The organism is Pseudomonas sp. P9_31 (assembly GCF_034008235.1).
Taxonomy (GTDB): Bacteria; Pseudomonadota; Gammaproteobacteria; order Pseudomonadales; family Pseudomonadaceae; genus Aquipseudomonas.
This window is the reverse complement of the sequence record NZ_CP125375.1, coordinates 1241982-1260353: the sequence shown is the minus strand read 5'-3', so window position 1 is coordinate 1260353 and position 18372 is coordinate 1241982. Positions and strand designations below refer to the sequence as shown.

At 59.9% G+C, this 18372-nt stretch carries 17 protein-coding genes; 6 read left to right on the top strand and 11 right to left on the bottom strand.

What is annotated here, in order from left to right; all coding sequences use genetic code 11:
- Positions 1–21: 21 nt before the first annotated feature.
- The 8 genes from prfB to QMK51_RS05770 form a co-directional block, all read right to left on the bottom strand.
- A protein-coding gene (prfB, locus tag QMK51_RS05805) for a peptide chain release factor 2 (protein WP_258699241.1) occupies positions 22–1117 on the bottom strand; the annotation gives its coding sequence in 2 pieces (ribosomal slippage) (positions 22–1044 and positions 1046–1117; 1095 coding nt in all).
- Between the two features lie 106 nt (positions 1118–1223).
- On the bottom strand, positions 1224–2225 hold the full coding sequence (locus QMK51_RS05800) for a PleD family two-component system response regulator (RefSeq protein ID WP_320393401.1): 1002 nt from the start codon (positions 2223–2225) through the stop codon (positions 1224–1226).
- Between the two features lie 48 nt (positions 2226–2273).
- A complete protein-coding gene (locus QMK51_RS05795) occupies positions 2274–3284 on the bottom strand; it encodes a chemotaxis response regulator protein-glutamate methylesterase (RefSeq protein ID WP_258699239.1) in 1011 nt (336 codons plus the stop codon).
- On the bottom strand, positions 3281–5575 hold the full coding sequence (locus QMK51_RS05790; protein ID WP_320393400.1) for a hybrid sensor histidine kinase/response regulator: 2295 nt from the start codon (positions 5573–5575) through the stop codon (positions 3281–3283). The genes QMK51_RS05795 and QMK51_RS05790 overlap by 4 nt, the downstream gene beginning before the upstream one ends.
- Positions 5572–6255 carry a chemotaxis protein CheW gene (locus QMK51_RS05785; protein WP_320393399.1) on the bottom strand — a complete coding sequence of 228 codons (684 nt, stop codon included), beginning with the start codon at positions 6253–6255 and terminating at the stop codon, positions 5572–5574. The genes QMK51_RS05790 and QMK51_RS05785 overlap by 4 nt, the downstream gene beginning before the upstream one ends.
- Positions 6252–7532, bottom strand: a complete 1281-nt coding sequence (locus QMK51_RS05780; protein WP_320393398.1) for a CheR family methyltransferase — start codon at positions 7530–7532, stop codon at positions 6252–6254. The genes QMK51_RS05785 and QMK51_RS05780 overlap by 4 nt, the downstream gene beginning before the upstream one ends.
- Positions 7529–8065, bottom strand: a complete 537-nt coding sequence (locus tag QMK51_RS05775; protein ID WP_320393397.1) for a chemotaxis protein CheW — start codon at positions 8063–8065, stop codon at positions 7529–7531. The genes QMK51_RS05780 and QMK51_RS05775 overlap by 4 nt, the downstream gene beginning before the upstream one ends.
- Entirely contained in the window at positions 8065–9627 is a 1563-nt protein-coding gene (locus QMK51_RS05770) for a methyl-accepting chemotaxis protein (protein ID WP_413817531.1), read from the bottom strand. Before QMK51_RS05770 ends, QMK51_RS05775 begins: the two co-directional genes overlap by 1 nt.
- A gap of 524 nt (positions 9628–10151) precedes the next feature.
- Here QMK51_RS05770 and ydcS point away from each other — a divergent pair.
- The 5 genes from ydcS (at position 10152) to QMK51_RS05745 (ending at position 15801) form a co-directional block, all read left to right on the top strand.
- A complete protein-coding gene (ydcS, locus tag QMK51_RS05765) occupies positions 10152–11303 on the top strand; it encodes a putative ABC transporter substrate-binding protein YdcS (protein ID WP_258699233.1) in 1152 nt (383 codons plus the stop codon).
- Between the two features lie 104 nt (positions 11304–11407).
- Positions 11408–12445, top strand: a complete 1038-nt coding sequence (locus QMK51_RS05760) for an ABC transporter ATP-binding protein (protein WP_320393395.1) — start codon at positions 11408–11410, stop codon at positions 12443–12445.
- Position 12446: 1 nt separating this feature from the next.
- Positions 12447–13391 (top strand): ABC transporter permease, encoded by a 945-nt coding sequence (locus QMK51_RS05755; RefSeq protein ID WP_320393394.1) that lies wholly within the window; start codon positions 12447–12449, stop codon positions 13389–13391.
- Entirely contained in the window at positions 13381–14205 is an 825-nt protein-coding gene (locus QMK51_RS05750; protein ID WP_320393393.1) for an ABC transporter permease, read from the top strand. The genes QMK51_RS05755 and QMK51_RS05750 overlap by 11 nt, the downstream gene beginning before the upstream one ends.
- A gap of 171 nt (positions 14206–14376) precedes the next feature.
- Positions 14377–15801 (top strand): gamma-aminobutyraldehyde dehydrogenase, encoded by a 1425-nt coding sequence (locus QMK51_RS05745; protein WP_320393392.1) that lies wholly within the window; start codon positions 14377–14379, stop codon positions 15799–15801.
- A 202-nt stretch (positions 15802–16003) separates the two neighbouring features.
- Here the strand turns inward: QMK51_RS05745 and QMK51_RS05740 are convergent, their stop codons facing one another.
- Together QMK51_RS05740 and QMK51_RS05735 are read right to left on the bottom strand one after the other, a co-directional pair.
- Positions 16004–16561 (bottom strand): hypothetical protein, encoded by a 558-nt coding sequence (locus QMK51_RS05740; protein WP_258699228.1) that lies wholly within the window; start codon positions 16559–16561, stop codon positions 16004–16006.
- A 5-nt stretch (positions 16562–16566) separates the two neighbouring features.
- Positions 16567–17040 carry a ComF family protein gene (locus tag QMK51_RS05735; RefSeq protein WP_320393391.1) on the bottom strand — a complete coding sequence of 158 codons (474 nt, stop codon included), beginning with the start codon at positions 17038–17040 and terminating at the stop codon, positions 16567–16569.
- A 370-nt stretch (positions 17041–17410) separates the two neighbouring features.
- Here QMK51_RS05735 and QMK51_RS05730 point away from each other — a divergent pair, with 370 nt between their 5' ends.
- Positions 17411–17917 (top strand): Bro-N domain-containing protein, encoded by a 507-nt coding sequence (locus QMK51_RS05730; RefSeq protein ID WP_320393390.1) that lies wholly within the window; start codon positions 17411–17413, stop codon positions 17915–17917.
- A gap of 55 nt (positions 17918–17972) precedes the next feature.
- Here the strand turns inward: QMK51_RS05730 and QMK51_RS05725 are convergent, their stop codons facing one another.
- A complete protein-coding gene (locus QMK51_RS05725; protein WP_007940616.1) occupies positions 17973–18158 on the bottom strand; it encodes a hypothetical protein in 186 nt (61 codons plus the stop codon).
- Between the last annotated feature and the right edge of the window lie 214 nt (positions 18159–18372).

Here is an 18372-nt window from a genome sequence, read left to right as displayed (position 1 = left end):
GGCGATCCTTTGTTGCATGTCTTACAAGCCTTGTTTCAGGCTCGCCACCAGGTATTCGTCGATGTCGCCGTCGAGCACCTTGTCGCAGTCGCTGCGTTCGATGTTGGTGCGCAGATCCTTGATCCGCGAGGCATCGAGCACATACGAACGGATCTGGTGACCCCAGCCGATGTCCGACTTGGTGTCTTCCAGGGCCTGGGAAGCAGCGTTGCGTTTCTGCACTTCCTGCTCGTACAAGCGCGCCCGCAACATTTTCATCGCGGTGTCTTTGTTGGCGTGCTGGGAGCGTTCGTTCTGGCAGCTGACCACGGTATTGGTCGGTACGTGGGTAATCCGTACGGCCGAGTCGGTGGTGTTTACGTGCTGACCACCGGCACCGGAGGAGCGGTAGGTGTCGATGCGCAGGTCCGACGGGTTGATGTCGATTTCGATGTTGTCATCGATTTCCGGCGACACGAACACGGCCGAGAACGAGGTGTGACGACGGTTGCCGGAGTCGAACGGGCTCTTGCGCACCAGACGGTGCACGCCGATTTCGGTGCGCAGCCAGCCAAAGGCGTATTCGCCCTTGATGTGCACGGTAGCGCCCTTGATACCAGCGACTTCACCGGCCGACAGTTCCATGATGGTCGCGTCGAAACCGCGTTTATCCGCCCAGCGCAGGTACATGCGCAGCAGGATGTTGGCCCAGTCCTGAGCCTCGGTACCGCCGGAGCCGGCCTGGATGTCCAGGTAGGCGTTGTTCGGGTCCATCTCGCCGCTGAACATGCGACGGAACTCGAGCTTCTCGAGGGCTTCGCGCAGGCGCTCCACTTCAAGGGCTACGTCGTCGACGGCGGCCTGGTCTTCTTCCTCGGCAGACATCAACAGCAGGTCTTTGGCATCGGCCAGACCGCTGGACATTTCATCGAGGGTTTCTACGATCTGAGCCAGCAGCGAACGCTCGCGACCCAGGTTCTGAGCGTACTCAGGGTTACTCCAGACACTCGGATCTTCAAGCTCGCGATTGACTTCAGTCAAACGCTCATGCTTTTGATCGTAGTCAAAGATACCCCCGAATAGTTTCGGAGCGCTCGGACAGGTCCTTGATACTGTTAAGGATCGGGTTGATTTCCATGGCGGGCAGCACTCGTTGGCGAACTTTTGAAAGCCGGCGAGTATACCGTAATCAGGCTGTCAAGGCAGCCCGCCTGGCGGCTTTAGCGGCGAATGAACCTGATGGTTCATTCGATCCCCACCTGATTGCGCCCATTGTTCTTCGCCAGGTACAGCCCCTTGTCCGCCGCCGAGATCAATTGCCGGCAGTCGCTGCCCGGCTGCGGGATCATGGTCGACAGGCCGATGCTGATGGTCAGGCTCGAACCTTCGGTCGGGAAAGTGTGCGGGATCTTCAACCCGGCCACGGTCTGGCGCAGTTTTTCCGCCACCAGCCGCGCACCGCCCGGCGAAGTGTTGGGCAGGACCAGAACGAACTCTTCGCCGCCGTAACGGGCCGGCAGGTCCGATGGCCTGGCGCTGGCATCGCGAATCGCCGTGGCGACTTTGCGCAGGGCTTCATCGCCTTCGAGGTGGCCAAAACTGTCGTTGTAGGACTTGAAGTAATCGACATCGATCATCAGCAACGACAATTGCGTCTGATCACGCAGCGAACGCCGCCACTCCAGCTCCAGGTATTCATCGAAATGCCGGCGGTTCGACAGCCCGGTCAGGCCGTCGGAGTTCATCAAGCGTTGCAGCACCAAGTTGGTGTCGAGCAACTGCTGCTGGCTGACCCGCAACGCGCGGTACGCCGCGTCACGTTGCAGCAGGGTCATGTAGGAGCGCGAGTGATAACGGATGCGCGCCACCAGTTCGATATTATCCGGCAGTTTGACCAGGTAATCATTGGCGCCGGCGGCAAACGCCGCGCTCTTGATCAGCGGGTCTTCCTTGGTCGACAGGACAATGATCGGAATGTCCTTGGTCGCCGGGTGATTGCGGTATTCGCGCACCAGGCTCAGGCCGTCGAGGCCGGGCATGACCAGGTCCTGAAGGATCACCGTCGGCTTGATGCGGATCGCCTGGGCGATGGCCTGGTGCGGGTCGGCGCAGAAATGGAAGTCGATGTTTTCTTCGTTCGACAGACCACGCCGCACCGCCTCGCCGATCATCGCCTGATCGTCCACCAACAGCACCATGGCGGCGTTTTCGTCGGTTTTGAAATCGTCGAGCTGTAATTCATTCATGTGCGGTCACCTGAGTACTGCCTGGGCCACGATTGCTGCTAATGATAGTCATTTTTGGAAAATCTCCAGCAATCGTGGCGCTATCTTGTCCAGTGGTCGAACTTCCACGGCCGCGTCGATGGCCGCGGCCGCCTTCGGCATGCCGTACACCGCGCTGCTTTGCTGGTCCTGAGCAATGGTCAGATAGCCCTGTTGGCGCATGAGTTTAAGCCCCTGGGCGCCGTCGCGCCCCATACCGGTCAGCAGAACGCCCACGGCGTCACCGCTCCAGTAACTGGCCACACTCTCGAAAAACACATCGATCGAAGGCCGATAGATTTCGTTGACCGGTTCGGCGGTGTAGGCCAACGTGCCGTTTTTCAGCAGGCGAATATGGTGATTGGTACCGGCCAGCAGGACCGTGCCGCTTTGCGGCGGCTCGCCTTCCTGGGCCAGGCGCACGTCCAGGCCGCTGGCGCTGGCAAGCCATTCGGCCATACCGGCGGCGAACACCTGATCCACATGCTGGACCAGCACAATGGCCGCCGGAAAATCTCGGGGCAGGCCCTTGAGCAGCACTTCCAGCGCCGCCGGTCCGCCGGCGGATGAACCGATGGCCACCAGGCGCTGGCGCGAGGCCGAGTTGCGGTGCGGGCTCGGTGCCGATCGCACCCGATTGCTGTGGTCACCGATCAGCCAGCCAATGTTGATGATCTTGCGCAGCAGCGGTGCGGCGGCTTCCTGAGCATTGCCGGCCCCGATCGCCGGGGTATCCACCACATCCAGCGCGCCATAGCCCATGGCTTCGAACACCCGGTGCACGTTTTGCTGGCGGTCGACGGTGACAATGACAATCGCGCACGGGGTTTCGGCCATGATCCGCCGGGTCGCTTCCACGCCGTCCATCAATGGCATGATCAAATCCATCAGGATCAGATCCGGGGTGTATTCGGCGCAACGTTGAACTGCCTCGGCGCCGTTGCCGGCGACCCAGACCACCTCGTGCGCCGGCTCGAACGCCAGCGCGCGGCGCAAGGCCTCTACCGCCATGGGCATGTCATTGACGATAGCGATTTTCATGCCCGCGCCCCTCCAATGAGCTCAACCACGGCATCCAGCAACGCGTCATCATGAAAACTGGCCTTGGCTAGATAATAGTCGGCGCCGGCGTCCAGTCCACGGCGACGGTCTTCTTCGCGGTCCTTGTAGGACACCACCATTACCGGCAGCGATTGCAGGCGATTGTCACGGCGCAATAAAGACACCAGCTCGATGCCGTCCATGCGTGGCATGTCAATGTCGGTGATCAGCAGATCGAAATCCTCCGAACGCAGGGCATTCCAGCCATCCATACCGTCCACCGCCACAGCGACGTCGTAGCCGCGATTGAGCAGCAATTTACGCTGCAACTCACGAACGGTCAGCGAATCGTCTACCACCAGAATCCGTTTACGCGCCGCTTCGACGGCCTGATCGGGGTGCCGGGCAATGCGCTCCAGACGCCCGGTATTGAGCAGTTTGTCCACCGAGCGCAGCATGTCTTCGACGTCGACGATCAGCACCACCGAGCCATCGTCGAGCAAGGCCCCGGCGGAAATGTCCTGCACCTTGCCCAGGCGCTCGTCCAGCGGCAGCACCACCAGCGTTCGCTCGCCAATAAACCGCTCGACCGCCACCCCATAGATCGCCTCGCGCTCGCGGATGACCACCACTTTTAGGGTCTGCGCGCTGTTCTGGCTCGCCGGGCGCTGCAACAGCTGACTGGCGGCGACCAACCCGACATGCCGGCCTTCGTACCAGAAGTGCTGCCGGCCTTCGACCTGCACGATGTCTTCCGGCTCCAGGTCGCACATGCGCTCGATATGCGCCAGCGGAAAGGCATACGCCTCGTCACCGACTTCCACCACCAGACTGCGCACCACCGACAGCGTCAGCGGCACTTCCAGATGAAAGCGACTGCCCGCCCCCGCCGTTTGCTCCAGCACCACGGCGCCGCGTAACTGACGGACCATGTACTGAACCGCATCGAGCCCGACGCCGCGCCCGGACACTTCGGTGACCGCATCGCGCAGGCTGAACCCCGGCAGAAACAGGAACGTCAGCAGTTCTTCTTCACTCAGTTGGGCGGCCGTCTCGGCTGGGGATAACTGCCGCTCGACAATAGTGCGGCGGACCTTTTCCAGGTCGACGCCATTGCCGTCATCGCTCAGTTCCAGCACCAGCAGACCGGCCTGATGCGACACTCGCAAACGGATCAGCCCCTCTTCCGGCTTGCCCGCCAAGAGCCTTTGTTCCGGGGTTTCGATGCCGTGATCCACCGCATTGCGCAGCAGGTGCGTCAGCGGCGCTTCGAGTTTTTCCAGTACGTCGCGGTCGACTTGAGTCTTTTCGCCCTCGATCTCCAGCCGTACCTGTTTGCCAAGGTTGCGGCCGAGATCGCGGACCATGCGCACTTGCCCGCTCAGCACGTCGGCGAACGGCCGCATGCGACAGGCCAGCGCGGTGTCATACAACACCTGTGCGCGCTGGCTGGCGTACCAGGCGAACTCGTCCAGCTCAGCGTTTTTTTCCACCAGCAATTGCTGGGATTCAGCCAGCAATCGACGGGCATCGCCCAAGGCTTCCTGGGCTTCGAGGCTCAAGGCATGGTCCTTGAGATGGACGTTGAGGCTTTCCAGCGCCCGCAGGCCATTGCTCTGCATGCGTTTAAGGCGCTGCATGGTGGCCAGGTGCGGCTTGAGCCGCTGGGTTTCCACCAGGGACTTACTCGACAGGTCGAGCAGGCTGTTCAAGCGCTCGGCCGTGACGCGCAATACGCGTTCGCCACTGTCGGCGGTGCGTCTAGTCTGGGGCGCAGGCTCGGCGGGCGCTGCCTGGGGTGCTTCGACGGGTGCTTGGGCGGCAGGAACGGGCGGCTCGACCCTGGGTGTCGGCGGTTCGAGCTGAGGTTCTGCCATCGGCGGCGCGATGGGGACAGCCGCCATGTGTTCAAGCAGCCGTCCCATCAAGACGACGTAAGCTTCGATGTCCGCAGGCGCTGGAGCGTTGCCCGGCGTCGCAATCCGCGTCAGCAGATCGGTGCCTTGCAACAGCGCATCAATGTGTTCGGGCCGCAGGTACAGCCGCCCTTCCTGGGCGCTGACCAGGTAATCTTCCATCACATGGGCAACGCTGACCCCGGCATCGACGCCGACAATCCGCGCCGCGCCCTTGAGCGAATGGGCCGCGCGCATGCACGATTCAAGATAATCGGCCTGGGTCGGATCGCGTTCAAGCGCCAAAAGACCTGCGCTCAGCACCAGGGTCTGGGCCTCGGCTTCCAGGCTGAACAGTTCCAGCAAAGAGGCGTCACGCATTTGCTCGGGGGTCATGTGAGGCTCCGGGTAACAGCGGACAGCAGCTGTTCTTCATCCAGCCAACGCAGGCTGCGACCTTTGAATTGCAAGACGCCACGGGTGTATTTGGCGCTGGCCTGAGTACCGGACTGAGACGCGGCATCGAGAATGCGCTCGTCGATGGCATGAATCCCGTCCACCTCGTCCACCGGCACCACCACCGGCCCGCCATGGGCGGCGATGATCAGCATCCGTGGCATCACCCGCGCGCCGGACACCACACCACTGGTGCCGTCGAGCCCCAGCAGCTCCACCAGCGACAGGCACGCCACCAAGGAACCGCGCACATTCGCCACGCCGAGCAACGCCCGGGAGCGCTGATGCGGCAAGGAGTGAATCGCCTGCAGCGGCGCCACTTCGACCAGGCTGCGGGTGGCCAGGCCCAACCATTCTTCGCCGAGACGAAACATCAGCAGCGAGCGGGTTCTCACATCGTTCTCGACCACCGTCGAGACTTGCCCACGGTCGTCCTGCTGCAAGGCGTAGCGGTCGAGCAAGCGTGTGGCGGCAGCTGAATACACTGCGCAGTTACGGCAATGAATGTGCTCGCTCAGCAGCGGGCAGGACCTGTCGCCATGGATACCGATGCGGTTCCAGCAGTCGTCGATGGCTTGGGCATCTTCATGGGTGACGCTCAAAATGTCGGAGACGTTCATCGTTTACGCTCACTGTCAGCGGCGCGCTCGCTGCGGGCAGCGCGGGCCTGCAATCGTCTGGCACCGGCCGTGTCGCCCTGGGACTGCAGCAAGGTGGCCAGGTGCATCAACGCATCGGGGTGTTGCGGCTCGAGGTACAACGCCTTGCGATAAAACCCCTGGGCCTCCAGGGCGCTGCCGGCGACATCGCTGAGCAGCCCCAGCCAATAGAACACCTGGGCCACCGGCTCGTGACTGCGTAAATAGCTTTCGCACGCGGCACGGGCCTCGGCGCTTTTGCCTTCGTTGGCCAGCGCGGCGATGTTCGCCAGCAGCGTGGCAGAGTCCGAAGGGATAGCTTTCGAAGGGGTGGCATTGGGAGCTTGAGGCATCGGCACGACCGTCGCGAAAGGCCGACTGCGCACCGGCGGCGGTGTCACGCTGCGCACCGGTTGTTGCACCGGCAGCGGCATCGGCTCGAAGGTCGCAAGTGGTTCGGGCGTACTTTGACGACTGAAGGCAAACGACTGCGGGATACCGATCGAGCGCATGCCGAAACGGCCCAGCAGACTGCCCTCCGCCGGGCCGATAAACAGCACGCCATCGACGTGGGTCAGGCGTTTGAGCACTTCGAATACCTGCTGCTGGGTCGGCTGATCGAAATAGATCAGCAAATTGCGACAGAACACGAAGTCATAGGGTGGCTCGTTGACCAGCAACGTCGGATCGAGCAGATTGCCGACCTGCAAACGCACCTGTTCAAGCACGCGCCCGCTGAGGCGATAGTTGTCGTTTTCAGCCGTGAAATGGCGCTCGCGAAACTCGATGTCCTGGCCCCGAAACGAATTCTTGCCGTACAGCGCGAGCCTGGCCTTTTCCACCGACAGCGGGCTGACATCCATGCCGTCAACCTTGAACTGGTGTGGTGCCAGGCCGGCATCGAGCAATGCCATGGCGATCGAGTACGGCTCTTCGCCGGTGGAGCACGGCAGGCTGAGTATCCGCAAGGCGCGCATGTTATTGATCGCCGTCAGCCGCTTGGCCGCCAGCTTCGCCAGCGTGGCGAAGGATTCCGGGTAACGGAAAAACCAGGTCTCGGGAACGATCACCGCTTCGATCAGTGCCTGTTGTTCGTCCCGCGAGCCCAGCAAGGTGTGCCAGTACTCATCGGCCGTCAGCGCCCGAGCCGCCGTGCAGCGCTGGCGCACCGCGCGTTCGATGATCGCCGGGCCGACCGAGCCCACATCGAGGCCAATACGCTCTTTGAGGAAATCAAAAAACCTTTGATCGCTGCTCATCCCTGCTCCTCAAACTGCGCCAGATCCCGCGGCGGCGAGGGAAACAATAAGGCTCGAACCTGTTCGTCCAGCAAATCGGCAACCCGTACCCATTGCAGCAAACCCTGGGCATCTTCACGCACCGGGCCGAGGTACGGCGCCAGGCGATTGTCCAGGCCATAAGGCTGAAAGTCCGCCGGGTTGCAACGCAACGTGTCGGTGGCCTGTTCCAGAATCAGCCCGAGCAACTGCGCAGGCGTCGCCTCATCCGGCCGATAGTGCACCAGCACCAGCCGCGTGCTGGTGCGGACCTGGGCCGCTTGGCCGAACGTCAGGGCGCTGAGGCCGATCACCGGCACCACCGCGCCGCGATAGGCGAACACCCCCGCCACCCAGTCCGGCGCCCGGGGAATGGGTTTCAACGGCAGCTGCGGCAACACTTCGGCCACCTCGATGGCCTGCAAGGCGTAACGCTCGTCGCCAATGCGGAACACCAAAAACAACGACTGCTTCGCCGGCATCGCCGCGCCGCGTTTGACCGCGAGCTCGCTCATCAGACTTTGAATCGCGAGACGCCGCCACGCAGCCCCACGGCCACCTGGCTCAGTTCATCGATGGCGAAACTGGCCTGACGCAGAGACTCGACGGTCTGGCTGCTGGCATCGCCCAACTGCACCAGCGCGTGGTTGATCTGCTCGGCACCGGTGGCCTGGGCCTGCATGCCTTCGTTGACCATCAACACCCTTGGTGCCAGCGCCTGCACCTGATGAATGATCTGCGACAGCTGCTCACCGACCTGCTGCACCTCGGACATGCCACGGCGCACTTCCTCGGAGAACTTGTCCATGCCCATGACCCCGGCCGACACCGCCGACTGGATCTCACGCACCATCTGCTCGATGTCATAGGTGGCCACCGCGGTCTGGTCCGCCAGACGCCGCACTTCGGTGGCGACCACGGCAAACCCGCGACCATATTCGCCGGCCTTCTCGGCTTCGATCGCCGCGTTCAGGGACAGCAGGTTGGTCTGGTCGGCGACTTTGACGATGGTCACCACTACCTGATTGATGTTGCCGGCCTTCTCGTTGAGGATCGCCAGTTTGGCGTTGACCAGATCCGCTGCGCCCATCACCGAGTGCATGGTGTCTTCCATGCGCGCCAGGCCCTGTTGGCCGGAGCCGGCCAGCACCGACGCCTGATCGGCGGCGGTGGAGACTTCGGTCATGGTCCGCACCAGGTCCCGCGAGGTGGCGGCAATTTCACGGGAGGTCGCACCGATTTCGGTGGTGGTGGCCGCGGTTTCGGTCGCGGTGGCCTGTTGCTGCTTGGAGGTCGCGGCGATTTCCGTGACCGACGTGGTGACCTGTACCGAGGAGCGTTGGGCCTGGGACACCAGCGAGGTGAGTTCGGTCATCATGTCGTTGAAACCGGTTTGCACCGCGCCGAACTCGTCTTTGCGCGCCAGATCCAATCGCCCGCTCAAGTCGCCGCTGCGCATGACTTCCAGAACGTTCACGATCCGGCTCATTGGCGCCATGATCGCGCGCATCAACAGCCAGCCGCACAACCCGGCGACAAACATCGCGACCAGCAACGACAGGCCCATGCTGATCTTGGCGGCGGTCACCGCATCGCTGATGGTCTGAGCCGCTTGCTCAGCCTGCTCACGATTTTGTTCGATGATGTTGTTCAAATGCTTGCGGCCGTTGAGCCACGCCGGCGTCAGCTCTTGATCGAGCAACACCCGCGCCCCTTCGTAGTCTTTGCGTTGATAGAGGCCCAGGACTTTCGCCAATACCTGGTTGAAGGTTTGATGATTAGCCTCGAACTCGTCGAAAGAAGCCTGGTCGGCAGGATCGGTGATGAGCTTCTGATAATTCTTAATTTCCTCACGCAGATGCTGTTCGAAACCTGCGTACTTCGCCTGGTCCTCGGCGGTCATTTCCCGATGCTGGGAGAGGCCGACGAGCTGCTGGGTCACGACGTAACTGTCGACCCAGCCACCGCGGATCATGGAGCTGTAATAAACGCCCGGAACCGCGTCGGTGTGGACCTTTTCTGTGTTGGCGTCGATCTTGATCAGCCGAGAAAAAGACACCACGACCATCAACAGCATGATCGCGATAATCACCGCAAAGCTCACCAAAATGCGTTGGCGCAACGTCCAGTTCTTCACAGTCAGTCCTCGGTGCGGATCAAATTTCGGGGGAGTATAGCCGAGGGCCTGTGGGAGCTGTGGTGCACAGACTGTGTGTTCACCGCTCCCACAGGGATTGTGTTTAACCCTGTGGATCGAGGTTATCCAGCACCCGGCTCACCGCCAACGCACCTCCGCCCGCCCCGAGAGCAGGCTGCCGCGGTCGCCGGATGCTTTGTTCTGGGCGCCTCTCGATGAGAGTGCTTCCAGATGTTGCTCACTTTTAGGCAAACGGGCGGGAACGCACCCTCTCAATCTATTTCATCAAATCCAGCCTTAGAGATTTGTCGACCGTGAGACCGCGCACTAGGCTGGATAAATCCACAAGACAGCCCGGTCTCAGTCAGCCTCTCACAAAGCGCACTAAGCTAATAACAAGCCACTCTCGGCGCATCACCCCGCTCAACGCTGTCCCGATCCTAATTAAAGAAGAGGGAAACCCCATGTTCGTGCACAAGACCGCACTGCTCAGTGCAATCACCACAGCATTGCTGGCCAGCGCCAGCCTGCAGGCCGCCGAACCGCTGAAAGCCGTCGGTGCCGGCGAAGGTCAGCTGGATATCGTCGCCTGGCCCGGCTATATCGAACGGGGCGAAACCGACAAGGCCTACGACTGGGTCAGCGCTTTCGAGAAGGAAACCGGTTGCAAGGTCAACGTCAAGACCGCCGGCACATCCGATGAAATGGTCAGCCTGATGGCCAAGGGCGGTTACGACCTGGTGACCGCGTCCGGCGATGCCTCCTTGCGCCTGATCGCCGGCAAGCGTGTCCAGCCGATCAACACCGCACTGATCCCCAACTGGAAGAATCTCGACCCGCGCCTGAAGGATGCACCGTGGTACGTGGTCGACAAGCAGACCTACGGCACCCCGTACCAATGGGGCCCGAATGTGCTCATGTACAACACCAACGTGTTCAAACAGCCGCCGACCAGCTGGGGCGTGATACTCGAAGAGCAGAAACTGCCCGACGGCAAATCCAACAAGGGCCGCGTGCAGGCATATGACGGCCCGATCTACATCGCGGACGCGGCGCTGTACCTGAAAACCGTCAAGCCGGAACTGGGCATCAAGGACCCTTACCTGCTCGACGAAAAACAGTACAAGGCCGTGCTCGATCTGCTGCGCAGTCAACAAAAGCTGATCCACCGCTACTGGCACGACACCACCGTGCAGATGAGTGACTTCAAGAACGAAGGCGTGGTGGCTTCCAGCTCCTGGCCGTATCAGGTCAACGGCCTGATGAACGAGAAACAGCCGATCGCCTCGACCATCCCCAAAGAAGGCGCAACCGGGTGGGCCGACACCACCATGTTGCATGCCGAAGCCAAACACCCGAACTGCGCTTACAAGTGGATGGACTGGTCGCTCACGCCGAAGGTCCAGGGCGATGTGTCCGCCTGGTTCGGTTCGCTGCCGGCGGTCCCGGCGGCGTGTAAGGCAAGCGAACTGCTGGGTGCCGAAGGTTGCAAGACCAATGGTTTCGACCAGTTCGACAAGATCGCTTTCTGGAAAACCCCACAGGCTGAAGGTGGCAAGTTTGTGCCTTATAGCCGCTGGACCCAGGATTACATCGCGATCATGGGCGGCCGTTAAGCCCTCTTCGCGAGCATGCCCGCTCCCACATTTGATCGCATTCCCCTGTGGGAGCGAGCCTGCTCGCGATGTTTTTAAAGATTCAGATCTTTGGAGCACGCACCATGACCCTCGCAGTCCAGTTCACCAACGTTTCCCGTCAGTTCGGCGAGGTGAAGGCCGTTGACCGGGTTTCCATCGATATCCAGGACGGCGAGTTCTTTTCCATGTTGGGCCCTTCCGGCTCGGGCAAAACCACCTGCCTGCGCCTGATTGCCGGTTTCGAACAACCGAGCGCCGGCTCCATCCGTATTCATGGCACCGAAGCTGCCGGGGTGCCGCCGTATCTGCGGGACGTGAACACCGTGTTCCAGGATTACGCCCTGTTCCCGCACATGAACGTTCTAGACAACGTCGCCTACGGTTTGAAAGTCAAAGGCGTCGGCAAGACCGAACGCCATAAACGCGCCGAAGAAGCCCTCGAGATGGTCGCCCTCAGTGGCTACGGCGAGCGCAAGCCGGTGCAACTCTCTGGCGGTCAGCGCCAGCGTGTGGCCCTGGCCCGCGCACTGGTCAATCGCCCTCGCGTGTTGTTGCTCGACGAGCCCTTGGGCGCCCTCGACCTGAAGTTGCGCGAGCAAATGCAAGGCGAGCTGAAGAAGCTGCAACGCCAGCTCGGCATCACCTTCATCTTCGTCACCCATGACCAGACCGAAGCGCTGTCGATGTCCGACCGCGTGGCCGTGTTCAACAAGGGCCGCATCGAACAGGTCGACACGCCCCGCAACCTCTATATGAAGCCGGCGACTACCTTCGTCGCCGAGTTCGTCGGCACGTCCAATGTGATTCGCGGCGATCTGGCGCGGCAGTTGAGTGGCAATCCACAGCCGTTTTCGATTCGCCCGGAACACGTGCGTTTCGCCGAAGGCCCGCTGGCCAGCCACGAAATCGAAGTCAGCGGCCTGCTGTACGACATCCAGTACCAAGGCAGCGCCACCCGCTATGAATTGAAGCTGGAAAACGGCCAGACCCTGAACATCTGCCAGGCCAACGTCCAGTGGCTGGACGTCAGCGCGCAACATCAGACCGGGCAACGCATCAGCGCTCGCTGGGCGCGCGAGGCGATGACTCCGCTGCACGACAATGTTGTGGGCGGGGTGTGAGATGGACAGCGTGATCCCTCGAACTCCGGCCAGCGCCTCGCCGTTGCGCAGATTTTCCACCCTGCTGTACCGGCGGCCGAACCTGTATCTGTCGCTGCTGCTGGTGCCGCCGTTGCTGTGGTTTGGCGCGATCTACCTCGGCTCGCTGCTGACGTTGTTGTGGCAAGGCTTCTACACCTTCGATGACTTCACCATGACGGTCACCCCCGACCTGACCCTGGCGAACTTCGCTGCGCTGTTCCAGCCGTCGAACTTCGACATCATCCTGCGCACCCTGAGCATGGCCATCGTCGTGTCACTCGCCAGTGCCGTGGTGGCGTTCCCGATCGCCTACTACATGGCGCGTTACACCAGCGGCAACATCAAGGCGTTTTTCTACATTGCGGTGATGATGCCGATGTGGGCCAGTTACATCGTCAAGGCCTACGCCTGGACCTTGCTGCTGGCCAAGGGCGGCGTGGCGCAGTGGTTCGTTCAGCACCTGGGGCTGGAGCCGGTGTTGCAATGGGTGCTAGGGATCCCGGGGCTGGGTGGCAGCACCTTGTCGACCTCGCACCTGGGGCGGTTCATGGTGTTCGTCTACATCTGGCTGCCGTTCATGATCCTGCCGATCCAGGCCTCACTGGAACGCCTGCCGCCGTCGTTGTTGCAAGCCTCGGCGGACCTCGGCGCCAAGCCCCGTCAGACCTTCATGCAAGTGATTCTGCCGCTGTCGATTCCAGGCATCGCCGCCGGTTCGATCTTCACCTTTTCACTGACCCTGGGCGACTTCATCGTGCCGCAACTGGTGGGTCCGCCGGGCTATTTCGTCGGCAGCATGGTCTATGCCCAACAAGGGGCGATCGGCAACATGCCGATGGCAGCGGCCTTCACCCTGGTGCCGATCGTGCTGATCGCCATTTACCTGTCCATCGTCAAACGTCTGGGGGCCTTCGATGCGCTCTGACTCTTCATCTCAAGACCGGGCATCGCTGGGCCTGCGCATCGCCGCCTGGGGCGGGTTGGTGTTCTTGCACTTCCCGATCCTGATCATCCTCCTCTACGCCTTCAACACCGAAGACGCGGCGTTCAGCTTTCCGCCCAAGGGCTTCACCCTGAAGTGGATCGGCGTGGCGTTCTCCCGGCCTGATGTGCTGGAAGCCATCAAGCTGTCGTTGCAGATCGCGTCCATTGCGACGCTGATTGCGCTGATCCTCGGCACCCTCGCCTCGGCGGCGTTGTACCGACGGGACTTCTTCGGCAAACAAGGCATCTCGCTGATGCTGATCCTGCCGATTGCCCTGCCCGGAATCATCACCGGGATCGCACTGCTGGCAACCTTCAAGACCCTGGGGATCGAACCTGGGGTATTCACCATTGTGATCGGTCACGCGACCTTCTGTGTGGTGATCGTCTACAACAACGTCATCGCCCGGTTGCGCCGCACTTCCTACAGTTTGATCGAGGCGTCGATGGACCTCGGCGCCCACGGCTGGCAGACCTTCCGCTACATCGTGCTGCCGAACCTCGGCTCGGCGTTGCTGGCCGGCGGCATGCTGGCGTTCGCCCTGTCGTTCGACGAAATCATCGTCACCACCTTCACCGCCGGCCATGAACGCACTTTGCCGTTGTGGCTGCTCAATCAGCTCAGCCGCCCACGGGACGTGCCGGTGACCAACGTCGTCGCGATGCTGGTGATGATGGTGACCATGCTGCCGATTCTCGGCGCCTATTACCTGACCCGCGGCGGGGAAAGCGTTGCGGGCAGTGGCGGGAAATAACTGACAGCTCATTCCCAATGTGGAAACCGGATCCTGTGGGAGCGGGCTTGCCCGCGATAGCGGTCTTACAGTCGACATTTCTGTTGAATGTCAGTCATCGCGGGCAAGCCCGCTCCCACAGGGGGCCGGTTTCAGCAGGAAAACAAAAACAGCTTCGATGAGGACAAAGCCATGCAAACCAAACTCTTGATCAATGGCCAACTCGTTGCCGGCGACGGCCCCGCCCAAGCCGTGTTCAACCCGGCACTCGGTCGTGTACTGGTGGAAATCAACGAAGCCAGCGAAGCCCAGGTCGACGCCGCCGTGCGGGCCGCCGACACTGCCTTCGAAGCCTGGTCGCAAACCACACCGAAAGAACGCTCGTTGTTGCTGCTCAAACTCGCCGACATCATCGAAACCCATGGCGTAGAGCTGGCCAAACTGGAGTCGGACAACTGCGGCAAACCCTACAGCGCCGCGCTGAATGACGAGATTCCCGCGATTGCCGACGTGTTCCGATTCTTCGCCGGCGCCAGCCGTTGCATGAGCGGCGCGCTGGGGGGCGAATACTTACCCGGCCACACCTCGATGATCCGCCGCGACCCGGTGGGCGTGATTGCCTCCATTGCGCCCTGGAACTACCCGTTGATGATGGTCGCCTGGAAAATCGCCCCGGCCCTGGCCGCGGGTAATACCGTGGTGCTCAAGCCATCGGAACAAACCCCGCTGACCGCACTGCGCCTGGCAGAACTGGCGTCGGAAATCCTCCCGGCTGGCGTGCTTAACCTGGTATTCGGTCGTGGCCCTACAGTCGGCACGCCACTGGTCACGCACCCGAAAGTGCGTATGGTGTCGCTGACCGGCTCCATCGCCACCGGCTCGAACATCATTTCCAGCACCGCTGGCAGCGTTAAACGCATGCACATGGAATTGGGCGGCAAGGCGCCGGTGATCATCTTCGACGATGCCGACATCGACGCCGCCGTGGAAGGCATTCGCACCTTCGGTTTCTACAACGCCGGCCAGGACTGCACCGCCGCCTGCCGCATCTACGCTCAGGCAGGCATCTACGACCAGTTCGTCGAGAGGCTCGGCGCCGCCGTCAGTAGCCTCAAGTACGGCTTGCAGGATGACCCATCGACGGAACTGGGCCCATTGATCAGCGCGCAACATCGTGACCGCGTGACCGCCTTGGTCGAACGTGCCATGGCGCAACCGCACATTCGTTTGATCACTGGCGGCAAAGCGGTGGAAGGCAATGGTTTCTTCTTCGAGCCGACGGTGCTGGCCGATGCGCAACAGGACGACGAGATCGTGCGCCGAGAAGTATTCGGGCCGGTGGTGTCAGTGACTAAATTCACCGATGAAGCGCAGGCGCTGGCCTGGGCCAACGATTCAGACTACGGCCTGGCGTCGTCAGTCTGGACCGCGGACGTCGGCCGCGCCCATCGCCTGTCTGCACGTTTGCAATATGGCTGCACCTGGGTGAACACCCACTTCATGCTGGTCAGCGAAATGCCGCACGGGGGTCAGAAACTGTCTGGTTATGGGAAAGACATGTCGATGTATGGATTGGAGGACTACACGGTTGTAAGGCATGTGATGTTCAAGCATTAAAAGCTTCACGGGCAAGGCTTGCTCCTACAGGCACTGAGCTCAACCTGTGGGAGCGAGCTTGTTCGCGATGCCGGTCTTAGTGGGTTATACCCTGTTCGGCCTGTGCCTGGCAGCGGTGCCGAGACTGAAACATTCCTCGCTCTCACACTCCTAGAGAAAGAGAATTAACGACAGTATCGACTATTGACTGAAGAGAAAAACATCAAATAAAAAGTTCTGCCTGATCATGCTTCAGCAAAGATATGCGATCGAAAAGCTTAATTTTTTCATTTGCTTTTTGTTTAGCGTGATCCGTCATAAACGCAACAAGCTCCTCAAGTTGACTCACATTCCCAACCACCTTAAAGGCCTTTTCTTTGTTAACAAAAACGAGCGACTTCTTCCTTCGAGACAGCAGTTCAATTACGTTACTTAAAGTTCCGGTGCTTTTTGCATCCCAAATCATCAAACCGTAATCAGCGGCTTCAGCCATTACAATATCTTTCGCCGTGAAAAATGCTCGCGACCCTTTGGAGTGTTTGGTTTCTACTGTTCTAGCCGGCCATTCTCCAAGATTGTTTCGCGGGGTCACGCCACTACAATAAATAGTAGTTCTAGATCGAGATAGGCTCAACAGATACTCTTGGATAGAGGTATCGGCGCCGCCAGCATCACCAACCACGACATCAAACTCCGAAGCAACAATATTATCGATACGCTCTTTAACCTTAGGATCAAGGTGTTTGATATTAATAGAGCCAGCAATAAATACAGTTGTCATTTAGCTCATTTCCAAGTTAATGCCGCGACGTAAATCTTTCCAACCTTTGGATATTTACGTAAAACAGCACAGGCTGCATCCATTGATGCACCACTGTCAAACAAATCATCGACGACCAGCACATTCCAACAGCCTACATTGGTAATTTCATCATTAACACTGAAGCTACCCCCAATAGCAGCAATCTTTTCGGCTTTAGAATGTAAATCTTTAAGCGATTTTCCTGTAGCGGCCTTTCGGAGCAAATCCGAGAATACAGGCTTTCCTATTATTCTTCCTAACTCCACGGCAACCTCAGTAACTGGTTGTCGCGCACGTACATTCGAGGCTGGCATAGGAACTACGAATCCTACTTGAGTTAGCTTAGGAAAAACATTCGTCGCTACAGCTTGAGCAAGAGGCCCCACCTGACTCCAATCCTTCTGGTATTTGAGCTGGTAGGTTGCCTCTCCTACCTCGGTGCCAGTCGACCGTCGCATGACATTGACCCTCTTGCAAAAACAGGCATTTCCTACGGATCGAACCCTCCGTTAAAGAAGCCAATTCCTACAGCACGCAGCGCCAGAGTAGACTTGGCACTGCGAGCGCCTGAACGATAGGCTTCACCTCGTCGCTGCCAAATCAGTGACCCGGGGTCGAAGCCGGAACACTATCAACATGGCGCATCCGCGCCCCCATATGAACTGGGGCATTTTTTGCCTTTCAGCTTCGCTTTATGGTGGGCCGTGTGGCGCGGGCCTCTCGGCTTACATGTTGATCGAGAATGTTCCGACTTCGAACGCCACTCGGTCCGCCACCCAAATCTGTCGAAGGATTAGTGGCGGCTCCTTTTCAACATGGAGTCGACAAATGCTTAAGCACACGCAAAATCCGTCTGAAATCCATCCTCATTTCACCCCTACTGTCTTCACCCGCCACAACCGCTTCCTCCACGCCATCATGCAAGCCAACCAAGCCTGGTTCTGCGTTCAGGATCTAGGTCGTTTGATGGGACGACCGCTGGACCAACGACTCACCCTGAAGCTCGACCCTGATCAGCGCCAATATGTCTGGCTGCTGAAGAACGGCAAAACGGTCGAATCACTGATGGTCAGCGAATCAGGGATGTATGCCCTGCTCGTTCATCATTTCGTCCCGGAAAACCGAAACCTGCGCCAGTGGCTGAGCAACGAGGTCATGCCAATGTTGCGTGATTCGAACGCGGCATCGGTGGAAAACATCCCGAGCCTGAGTTCGTTGCAGTGGGCTGGGATTTCTGTGCCGCTGCTGCATTGGCAGCATCAGGCCTGGATCAAATGGCGCGACATGCCTGATCTGATGCAAGCACAGCGACCCTTCACGATTGGTAGCCGATGAGCTGATGCACAAAGGGACGGACTTTGCAGTCCGTCCCTTTGGTTTTCCAACATCCTCAAAACCGCGAAACACTCCTCATCGCATCCACCAGGTAGCGCATCGCAATCCGGTCGCTCTCCGACAGCTCGCGATAGCGCTCCACCAACTTCAACTCCTCCGAACTGAGCCGACGCCTTCGCCGCCCGGTGGCCAGGCAGGGAAAGAGTCCTAACATTTCAGTGATGCCTTGTACTTTTGACATGGACGATGTCCTTCTATACGTCAGAGAAAACTTCAAAACCGCATCGCCCTATCACTTTCAGCGGCCGCCTTGTGCCCGCTGAATCCACCGGCCTGAAGGGCCGAAACCGGTCATGCCCATAGAATAGAAATTAAATCGGTGCTGAAAAGCAGTTTTTAGAGTAATTAGTCGAAAAAAGCAGATATGCCCTATAAATCAGAAAGCACTGCGAGAA

Coding starts and splice junctions, on each gene's coding strand:
- QMK51_RS05800 (WP_320393401.1), bottom strand. CDS start 2,225: ATGAATGAATTACAGCTCGACGATTTCAAAACCGACGAAAACGCCGCC.
- QMK51_RS05795 (WP_258699239.1), bottom strand. CDS start 3,284: ATGAAAATCGCTATCGTCAATGACATGCCCATGGCGGTAGAGGCCTTG.
- QMK51_RS05790 (WP_320393400.1), bottom strand. CDS start 5,575: ATGACCCCCGAGCAAATGCGTGACGCCTCTTTGCTGGAACTGTTCAGC.
- QMK51_RS05785 (WP_320393399.1), bottom strand. CDS start 6,255: ATGAACGTCTCCGACATTTTGAGCGTCACCCATGAAGATGCCCAAGCC.
- QMK51_RS05780 (WP_320393398.1), bottom strand. CDS start 7,532: ATGAGCAGCGATCAAAGGTTTTTTGATTTCCTCAAAGAGCGTATTGGC.
- QMK51_RS05775 (WP_320393397.1), bottom strand. CDS start 8,065: ATGAGCGAGCTCGCGGTCAAACGCGGCGCGGCGATGCCGGCGAAGCAG.
- QMK51_RS05770 (WP_413817531.1), bottom strand. CDS start 9,627: ATGCTGTTGATGGTCGTGGTGTCTTTTTCTCGGCTGATCAAGATCGAC.
- ydcS (WP_258699233.1), top strand. CDS start 10,152: ATGTTCGTGCACAAGACCGCACTGCTCAGTGCAATCACCACAGCATTG.
- QMK51_RS05760 (WP_320393395.1), top strand. CDS start 11,408: ATGACCCTCGCAGTCCAGTTCACCAACGTTTCCCGTCAGTTCGGCGAG.
- QMK51_RS05755 (WP_320393394.1), top strand. CDS start 12,447: ATGGACAGCGTGATCCCTCGAACTCCGGCCAGCGCCTCGCCGTTGCGC.
- QMK51_RS05750 (WP_320393393.1), top strand. CDS start 13,381: ATGCGCTCTGACTCTTCATCTCAAGACCGGGCATCGCTGGGCCTGCGC.
- QMK51_RS05745 (WP_320393392.1), top strand. CDS start 14,377: ATGCAAACCAAACTCTTGATCAATGGCCAACTCGTTGCCGGCGACGGC.
- QMK51_RS05740 (WP_258699228.1), bottom strand. CDS start 16,561: ATGACAACTGTATTTATTGCTGGCTCTATTAATATCAAACACCTTGAT.
- QMK51_RS05735 (WP_320393391.1), bottom strand. CDS start 17,040: ATGCGACGGTCGACTGGCACCGAGGTAGGAGAGGCAACCTACCAGCTC.
- QMK51_RS05730 (WP_320393390.1), top strand. CDS start 17,411: ATGCTTAAGCACACGCAAAATCCGTCTGAAATCCATCCTCATTTCACC.
- QMK51_RS05725 (WP_007940616.1), bottom strand. CDS start 18,158: ATGTCAAAAGTACAAGGCATCACTGAAATGTTAGGACTCTTTCCCTGC.